This is a genomic window from Isoptericola sp. NPDC060257, assembly GCF_042726645.1.
GTDB classification, from domain to species: Bacteria; Actinomycetota; Actinomycetes; order Actinomycetales; family Cellulomonadaceae; genus Isoptericola; species Isoptericola nanjingensis.
The window spans coordinates 23,442-31,424 of record NZ_JBHXAW010000014.1 but is presented as its reverse complement, the minus strand read 5'-3'; the positions used below and the strand labels follow the sequence as shown (position 1 = coordinate 31,424).

General features: G+C 75.7%; 8 protein-coding genes. 3 read left to right on the top strand and 5 right to left on the bottom strand.

Features of this window, described 5'->3' with window-relative positions; genetic code table 11:
- Positions 1-52 precede the first annotated feature (52 nt).
- On the bottom strand, positions 53-1,195 hold the full coding sequence (locus ACFWEK_RS02520) for a S1 family peptidase (protein ID WP_430552979.1): 1,143 nt from the start codon (positions 1,193-1,195) through the stop codon (positions 53-55).
- A 117-nt stretch (positions 1,196-1,312) separates the two neighbouring features.
- Between ACFWEK_RS02520 and ACFWEK_RS02515 the strand changes: the two genes are divergently transcribed.
- Positions 1,313-2,737, top strand: a complete 1,425-nt coding sequence (locus tag ACFWEK_RS02515; RefSeq protein WP_430552978.1) for a TrkH family potassium uptake protein — start codon at positions 1,313-1,315, stop codon at positions 2,735-2,737.
- A gap of 76 nt (positions 2,738-2,813) precedes the next feature.
- On the opposite strand, the gene ACFWEK_RS02510 is transcribed toward ACFWEK_RS02515, so the two are convergent.
- The 4 genes from ACFWEK_RS02510 to ACFWEK_RS02495 form a co-directional block, all read right to left on the bottom strand.
- Entirely contained in the window at positions 2,814-3,347 is a 534-nt protein-coding gene (locus tag ACFWEK_RS02510; RefSeq protein WP_430552977.1) for a hypothetical protein, read from the bottom strand.
- A gap of 135 nt (positions 3,348-3,482) precedes the next feature.
- Positions 3,483-5,120 carry a methyltransferase gene (locus ACFWEK_RS02505; RefSeq protein ID WP_430552976.1) on the bottom strand — a complete coding sequence of 546 codons (1,638 nt, stop codon included), beginning with the start codon at positions 5,118-5,120 and terminating at the stop codon, positions 3,483-3,485.
- Positions 5,117-5,716 (bottom strand): hypothetical protein, encoded by a 600-nt coding sequence (locus ACFWEK_RS02500; protein WP_430547042.1) that lies wholly within the window; start codon positions 5,714-5,716, stop codon positions 5,117-5,119. The genes ACFWEK_RS02505 and ACFWEK_RS02500 overlap by 4 nt, the downstream gene beginning before the upstream one ends.
- Before the next feature lie 44 nt (positions 5,717-5,760).
- Positions 5,761-6,318, bottom strand: coding sequence for a hypothetical protein (locus ACFWEK_RS02495; RefSeq protein WP_430552975.1), 558 nt, complete (start codon positions 6,316-6,318; stop codon positions 5,761-5,763).
- A gap of 165 nt (positions 6,319-6,483) precedes the next feature.
- On the opposite strand from ACFWEK_RS02495, the gene ACFWEK_RS02490 reads away from it, so the two are divergent.
- Both ACFWEK_RS02490 and ACFWEK_RS02485 read left to right on the top strand, forming a co-directional pair.
- Positions 6,484-7,026, top strand: a complete 543-nt coding sequence (locus tag ACFWEK_RS02490; RefSeq protein WP_430547044.1) for a DinB family protein — start codon at positions 6,484-6,486, stop codon at positions 7,024-7,026.
- Positions 7,027-7,068: 42 nt separating this feature from the next.
- Positions 7,069-7,941 (top strand): hypothetical protein, encoded by an 873-nt coding sequence (locus ACFWEK_RS02485; RefSeq protein ID WP_430552974.1) that lies wholly within the window; start codon positions 7,069-7,071, stop codon positions 7,939-7,941.
- The last annotated feature ends 42 nt before the right edge of the window (positions 7,942-7,983 follow it).

Here is a 7,983-nt window from a genome sequence, read left to right as displayed (position 1 = left end):
CGCGAGGTGGTGGTGCGCACCACCTCGCGGGACTCGGTACTACTCGCAGCGGTCAGCCGGTCACCAGGGTGAGGTCGTAGGCGTCGAGGATCTCGCCCACGGGCTGGAAGAACGTCGTGCCGCCGGACGTGCAGTCGCCGGAACCGCCGGACGTCACGCCCTGCGCCTGGTCGCCCGCCAGCAGCGAGCCGCCGGAGTCGCCCGGCTCCGCGCACACGTCGGTGCGGATGAGCCCGTCGACCGTGCCCTCGGCGTAGGAGACCGAGACGTCGAGCGCCTCGACCGTGCCGCAGTGCCAGCCCGACGTGGAGCCGGAGCGGCACACCTGGGCCCCCACCGGCGCCGGCTCGGCGCCCGCGACGGCGACCTGGCCGCCGGCCCAGTCGTTCACGGCACCGACGGGCGTGCTGCCGGGCCCCACCTGGACGTACCCGTAGTCGTCGCCGGGGAAGCTCGACCCGGCGAACGTCCCCTCCGGCTGCGACGTCGGGTCGCCCGCGGAGCCGCAGTGCCCCGCGGTGACGAAGCCGTCGGTGACGGCGAAGCCCACCGAGCAGCGCGACGCCCCGTTGATGTAGTACGCGTTGCCGCCGACGACGTCGTCCAGCACGCGCGGCCGTTCGGCCGTCGTGCTCAGCGTGACGGCGCCGCTCGGCACGCCCGCGGCGGCCAGCACGTCGTCGACGCCGGCCCGGGCGTCCGAGCCCGCCAGCGTCTCGACCACGAGCGTGTTGTCCCGCACGTCCACGTGCCAGCCGGTCACGCCGGCGGCCGCGGCGGCGTCGTCACCCAGGTCCGCGGCCCAGCCCTCGAGCTGGTCGAGCGAGTACCGGGCGTCGACGGCCCGGGCGCCCGCCGCCCGCACCGCGGCGTCCGCGGCGCCGCTCGTCGTGGCGACGTACAGCCGGTCCCGCTCCGGGTCGAGCCAGGTGCCGGCGAAGTCGTCGCCGAGCTCCTCCCGCAGCCGCTCCTGCGCGGCCGCGGCGTCGTCCTGGAAGTCGAGCCGTTCGACGGCGCGCTCCCTCGACACGCCGAGGTCGTCCGTCATGGCCTGCAGGAGCCCCGCCGGATAGCGGTCCGCGCCCGCGACGTCGTCGTCGGGGTCCGGACCGGCGGCCTGGGCCGTCGCCGCGGTCGCCGCGAGCGTGAGCCCGGCGGCCGTGGCGGCCATCGTCCTGAAGGTCGTGCGTCTCATCGGAGAATTCCTTCCGTCAGGTACCGGACGGTTGCCCGGCGCACCACACGCTACGGGGACGACCAGCCCCCGGCCAGGGCGCGCCCAGGCTGTAGACCGGGTGCACACTGATCCGTTGTGCACCCGATCCCGTGGCTGCGCCCGCACCGGGTGCCCGCGAACTCCCCCGCGTCACCCGCGAGCCTGCGCCGCCGCCCGGCCCAGGTGGTCACCCTCGCCTTCCTCGCGACGATCGCCACCGGCACGGCCCTGCTGAGCCTGCCGATCAGCGCCACGGGGAGGAACGCGAGCTTCGTCGAGGCCCTGTTCACCGCGACGTCCGCGACCTGCGTGACCGGCCTCGCCGTCGTCGACACCGAGACGTTCTGGACGCCGTTCGGGCAGGTCGTGATCCTGCTGCTCATCCAGGTGGGCGGGTTCGGGGTCATGACGCTGGCGTCGCTGCTCGGCCTGCTGCTGACCCGTCGTCTGGGGCTCAGCACCCGGCTGGTGGCGACCGAGTCCACACGGTCCGTCGGGATGGGCGACGTGCGACGCGTGCTGCTCGGGGTGCTGCGGTTCACGGTCGTGACGGAGCTGGTGGTGGCCACGGTGCTCACGGCGCGGTTCGCCGCCGCCTACGACGAGCCGCTCGGCCACGCCGTCTGGTCCGGCGTCTTCCATGCCGTGTCCGCGTTCAACAACGCGGGCTTCTCGATCTACAGCCAGAACCTCGTGCCGTTCGTCGCCGACCCCTGGGTGTGCCTGCCGATCTGCGCCGCGATCATCATCGGCGGCCTCGGCTTCCCCGTGCTGCTCGAGCTGTGGCGCCTGCACCGCACCCGCCGGACCGAGGAGGGCCCGACCGACCTCGCCCGGCTGTCGCGCTGGAGCGTGCACACGCGGCTCACCGTGCTGATGACGGCGGTGCTGCTGGTGGTGGGCACGGTGTTCTTCCTCGCGGCCGAGTGGCGCAACCCCGGCACGTTCGGCCCGCTCGACCCGCCGGCGAAGGTGCTGGCCGCGTTCACGCAGGCGGTGATGCCCCGCACCGCCGGCTTCAACTCCGTGGACCTGTCGCAGGCCAACAACGGCACCTGGTTCTTCACCGACATGCTCATGTTCGTCGGCGCCGGGTCGGGCGGCACCGCCGGCGGCATCAAGGTGACGACGTTCGCCGTCCTCGCCGTCGCGATCTGGTCGGAGCTGCGCGGCGACCCCGACGTCACGCTCTGGGACCGGCGCCTCACGCCGAGCACCCAGCGGCAGGCGCTCACCGTCGCGCTCGTCGGCGTCGCGGCCGTGGTGCTGCCCACCCTCGCGATCACGCTCTCCACCAGCCTGTTCACCCTGGACCAGGTGCTGTACGAGGTGATCTCGGCGTTCAGCACCACCGGCCTGTCCACCGGGATCACCGCGGACATGCAGCCCTGGCACCAGCTGGTGCTCGTGGCCCTGATGTTCCTCGGCCGGCTCGGGCCCATCACCCTCGGCACCGGCCTCGCGATGCGCGACCGGCAGCGCCTCTACCGGCGCCCGGAGGCGGCCGTCGTCATCGGCTGACGACCCCGCATCGAGCGTGCTGCATCGGTCCTCGGACGGCCGGTTCGAGGATCGATTCGGCACCGGCCTCGACGTGTCAGCAGTTCTTTCCGGCGTACGTGCCGACGGCCTGAGCGGACTCCTGGAACTCCGAGCCCGTCATCGCGGACATGGCCTCCTGCAGCTTCGTCATCGCCTCGGCGTCGGTGGGGTCCTCGGCCGCGGCGCCCAGGCCGTCCGTCGCGGTGCGGAACGACGTGGTCAGCGTCTCCCAGTCGTCGGCGATCTCCGCGGGCGGCTCGCCCACGCCCTCGAGCGTGGTGGTGAGCTCCTCGAGCTTGTCGACGGTGGGCTGCAGGTCGGCGGGGTCGACGTCGCCCATCGCCGAGGACGCCTCGGTGAGGGTCTGGACGGCGCCGCACACGTCGCCGCCGGCCGCCTCGTCGGCCGGGGCCTCCTCCTCGGCGGGGCTCTCCTCGGCCGGGCTCTCCTCGGCGGCCTGCTCCTCGGCGGCGGGCGTGCCCTCGCCGGAGCTCGAGTCGCCCGAGCCGCCGCAGGCGGCCAGGCCGAGGGAGAGCAGGGCGGCGGCGGCCACGGCGGCGGCACGGGTCATGGTCAGTCGGTTGCGCATGGTGACCATGGTGACCGACCGGCGTCGCTCTCGCGCCCGGGCGCGACGGGGAGAACTCCCCATGTGGCACAGCCCACGGACGGCAGGCTCCCAGGCGGAGAGACCAGTCCGGCGGGAGGTCGGACCGGCGGGAGGTCAGTCGGCAGGACGGAGGAAGCCGTCGCGCACCAGGCCGCGGACGGCGGGCAGCAGCTCGGAGCGGAGGTCGTCGACCGGGACGTCGAGCAGCGCGCCCAGCGCCCCGACGATCTGCCCGACGGCGAGCTCGCCGTCGCACACCCCGACGAAGGCCGCGAGGCCGGTCGAGGCGTGCACCCCGCGCCCCAGCCCGTCGCCCTGCCGGATCACGACGACGTTCGGGTCCGCCTGCCCGGGCGTGTGGAACCGCTCCTCGGTGACGTCGTCCGCCGCCACGAGGTGGGCCTCGGCCAGCGCGGCGTCGTCGTGCGCCTCGAGCCAGTCGTGCGCCGCGAGCGACGCCGCGACGTGCGCGCCGAGCGGCTGGTGCACCGACCCGGTGTGCTCCTCGAGGCGGCGCAGCGTGGGGCGCGCGTCCCCCGCGGGCCGGCGGAGGGTGACGATGCCGAAGCCGACGGCCTCGACGTCGCGGGACGCGAAGTCGTCCAGCCACGCGCCGTAGGCGGCGGCCCAGGCGCCCGGCTCGCGCTCGGGGGTCGTGCCGCCGTCGCGGATCCACGTCTCCGCGTACTCGGCCGGGTCGAGCACCTCGCGCTGGATCACCCAGCCGTCCAGGCCGGCCGCGTCGAGCCAGGCGCCCACCCGCTCGTCCCACGGCTCGCCGCGGCGGTGCTCCCAGTTGCCCAGCAGCTGCGCGACCCCGCCCGGCGCGAGCACGCCGCCGACGTCGCGCACCAGGTCGCGCACCAGGTCGTCGCCCGAGCGGCCGCCGTCGCGGTACTCGTAGTCGCCCAGCGCCTCCGCCACCGCCGCGCCCGCCGCGCCGGCGTGCGGGGTGATGACGAACGGCGGGTTGGAGACCACGAGGTCGAAGCTCTCCCCCGCCACCGGGTCGAGCATCGACCCGTGCCGCAGCGCGACGTCGACCCCCTCCGCCGGGGTGTTGAGCACGAGGTTGAACCGGGCGAAGCCGAGCGCCCGCCGGGACAGGTCGGTCGCCACGACCTGGCGGGCGTGCCGCGCCGCGTGCAGCGCCTGGATGCCGCAGCCCGTGCCGAGGTCGAGCACGCGACCCACGGGCGTGCGGGCCGTGACCTGGGCCAGCGTCGTCGAGGCGCCGCCGGCACCCAGCACGTGGTCGGTCGCCAGGCGGCCGCCCGTGGCCAGCTCGGCGAGGTCGCTCGCCAGCCACCACGACGCGTCGCCGGCCGCGTCGACGGCGGCGTACGGGCGCAGGTCGACGACGGCGTGCACGGCGTCGTCGTCGCCCTCGCCGGCGGCGGCCACCAGGCCGAGGCGCGTGGCGCCGGCGGTGCCGACGCCGGGCAGCGCGCGATCGAGCGTCGCGCGCGGCACGTCGTCGCCGAGCAGGAAGAGGCGGGCCAGCGTCGCGCGCGGCTCGTGCGCGGCGGCGACGTCGGCGAGCGCGCGGCGGGCGGGCACGGTCTGCTCGCGGTGCAGCGCCGCGGACGCGACGTCGCCCAGCACCTCGCCCACGCCGTCGACGGTGTAGCCCGCCGCCGTCAGGCTCGACCGCAGCGCGTCGACCAGGGGCGCGGCGTGCCCCGCCGCGCCGGGCACCGGCGCTGAGGCGGGCGTCGACGCGGGTGTCGAGGAAGTGCCGCGCGTCGTCATCGGCCCGCGCACTCCGTCGACAGGAACACGGTGATGTCCTTGGCCGCGGCCGTGGCGTCAGCGGTGTCGTCGGCCGTGATCGCGCCGGCCATCGCGGAGCTGACCGCGTCCGCGTCGTCCTCGTCGACGTCCTCGAACGCCGTCTCCGCGCTGCCCAGGTAGTCGGCCATCACGCCCCAGGGCTTCGCCACCCCCTCGGGCGCCTCCACCGCGGCCATCGCCTCGTCCGCGGTGCGGAAGCTCTGCACCAGCGCGCGCGGGTGCTCGGGGCTGAGGTCCACGAGGGCGCGGTTCGTCGTGGACCAGGCCTGCTGCAGCCCCGCGCACGTCTCGTGGTCGAGGCCGGACTCGTCCTTGCCGCCGTCCGTCGCGTCGGCGCTCGGGTCGGGTGACGCCGACCCGGAGCCCTTCGACCGGCTCGGCTCGCCCTCGACGCCCATCGAGAGGTCGCCCGGGATCGAGACCGCCGGGGCGGGCTCCGCGACCGGCTCCGCGCCGTCGTCGGACTGCCCGCAGCCGGCCAGCGCGGCCCCCGCGACGAGCATCCCCACGACGACGACCGGGAGCTGGCGGGGCAGGAGGCGGGCGCGGCGCATCCCCCTATGGTGCGTCACCCGCCCGCGCGCGCGGAAATCACCCCTCAGCCGGCGGGCGCGTCGCCCTGGGTGTCGTTGTCCGTGTCGTCGTGCGTGTCGTCCCCCGCGCCACCCTCCGCGTCGGTCGGCGCGTCCGTCGCGCCGCAGCCGGCCTTGAGGAAGGTCGTGACGCGGTTCGACGCGGCCGTCATCGCCGCCGTGTCCAGGTCCGCCAGCGCGTCCGCGACGGCGGACGCGACCTCGTCCTCGCCGGCCGCCTCGATCTCGTCGGCGACCACGCTGACGTAGGTCGCAACGGTGAGCCAGTCGTCCCGCACCTCCGTGGGCGGACGGACCTCGGCGAGCGCGTCGCGGGCACCCACGAAGCCGCGCCGGAGGGTGGCCGGGTCGTCGGCCGTCATCCCGATCTGCAGGGACGCCGCCCGCGACCACGCGGCCTGCACCACCGGGCACTCGTCGGGCGGGCCGGCCGACAGGACGGCCTCCGCGGGCACGCCCGCGTCCGCGACGAAGCCGGCCGCCACCCCGACGCCGAGCCCCAGGAGCAGGGACAGCGCGCCCGCGGCGGCGAGGGAGGACCGACGGCGCCAGGGCCCCGGCACCGGTCGCCTCAGGCGACCGAGCAGTCCGCGCGAGGCGCCGGAAGCGCGTCTCGTCCTGGCCCTCATGCTGCCGAAGGGTACCGGGAGAGCGCCCGGCGCTGGAACGTCGCCGCAGGTGGGAGGGCGCCGCTTGACCCGTGGCGGGCGTTCGGCCAGATTACGCGCGTGACCTCTACCACGCCCGGCCTGTGGGTGCATCCCGAGAACGACCCGCGAGCGACGGGCGTCGACCCGGTCGGCGAGAAGGAGACCCTCTGGGAATACCTCTGCCGCTACCGCATGACCCTGGTCATGAAGTGCGAGGGCCTCGACGCATCCCAGCTCGCGCGCCGCGCCGTGCCGCCGTCGACCCTCTCCCTGCTCGGGCTCGTCCGGCACCTCGCGAACGTCGAGCACCACTGGTTCCGCCGGGTGCTGCAGAGCCGCGACGAGCGCGGCCCGTTCGAGCTGCCCGGCTACCCCGACGTCGACTTCGACGGCGCCCTCCCCGACGCGACCTGCGTCGAGGAGGCGTGGGACGCCTGGCACCGTGCCGTCGAGGTCGCCGACGAGTGCTTCGCCGGCGAGGACCTGGGCCGCGAGGTGCCCTACGACGGCGGGACCGTCGAGGCGCGCGACGTGCTGCTGCACGTGCTCGAGGAGTACGCCCGGCACATGGGCCACGTGGACCTGCTGCGCGAGTGCATCGACGGGCGCACCGGGCTGTAGCCCGCGCTGTGGCCCCGCCCGCGGCCGCGTAGCGTGCCGACCATGGCGGGTGTGCGGAGCTTCCTCAGCGGCGTCCTGGTCCTGCTCGCGGTGCTGGCGGCGGTGTTCACGGTGCCCGCCCGGTACGTCGAGGGCACGCTGCTGGACACAGAGTCGTACGTCGCGGCGACGGCGCCGCTGGCGGACGAGATCACCACGCAGGACGCCGTCGCCGAGGCGCTGACCGGCACCGTGGTCGGCCAGATCGACTCGGGGGTGCTCGCCGGCGCGCTGCGGCCCGTGATCGGCGAGGTGGCGGACCTCTTCGTCCGCTCCGACGCCTTCCCGCCCGCGTGGGAGGAGGCCACCCGGCAGGGGCACGCCGCGACCGTGGCGGTGCTGCGCGACGAGAGCGACGTCGTCGACGCCGCGGACGGCGTGGTGACGCTGCCCCTCGACCCGTTCCTGGAGTCGATCGGTCAGGCGCTGCGCGACCGCGGGCTGCCCGTTCCGGAGGGCTTCGCGTCGACCGGCGCGGACGTCGTCCTGTACGCGTCGGACAACCTCTCCACCGCCCAGTCGGCCGTCGCCGTCCTGGACCGGTGGACCCCCTGGGCGCTGCCGGCGACGGTGCTGCTCGCCGTGCTGGCGGCGCTCGCCGCCCGGCCCGGCCGGCGCCTGCGCACGGTCGCCGTCACGGGGACGCTGACCGCCGTCGCGATGCTGGTGCTCCTCGTGCTGCTGCCGGAGGCCGTGCAGGCGGGCTTCGCCGGGCTCGACGTCGGCGAGGCGGGACGCCAGGTGCTGGACGACACCGTCGACGCCCTCCTGGTGCCGCTGCGCACCCAGCTGTGGTGGGCGTTCGGGATCGCCGCGGCGGTGGGGGTCGGCGCGGGGGTCACGGCCGGCGTGCTGCGCCGCGGCCGCCCGGCCTGATCCTCGGCCCGGACCTGCCGCCCGGGCGTCGGCCCGGGCGGC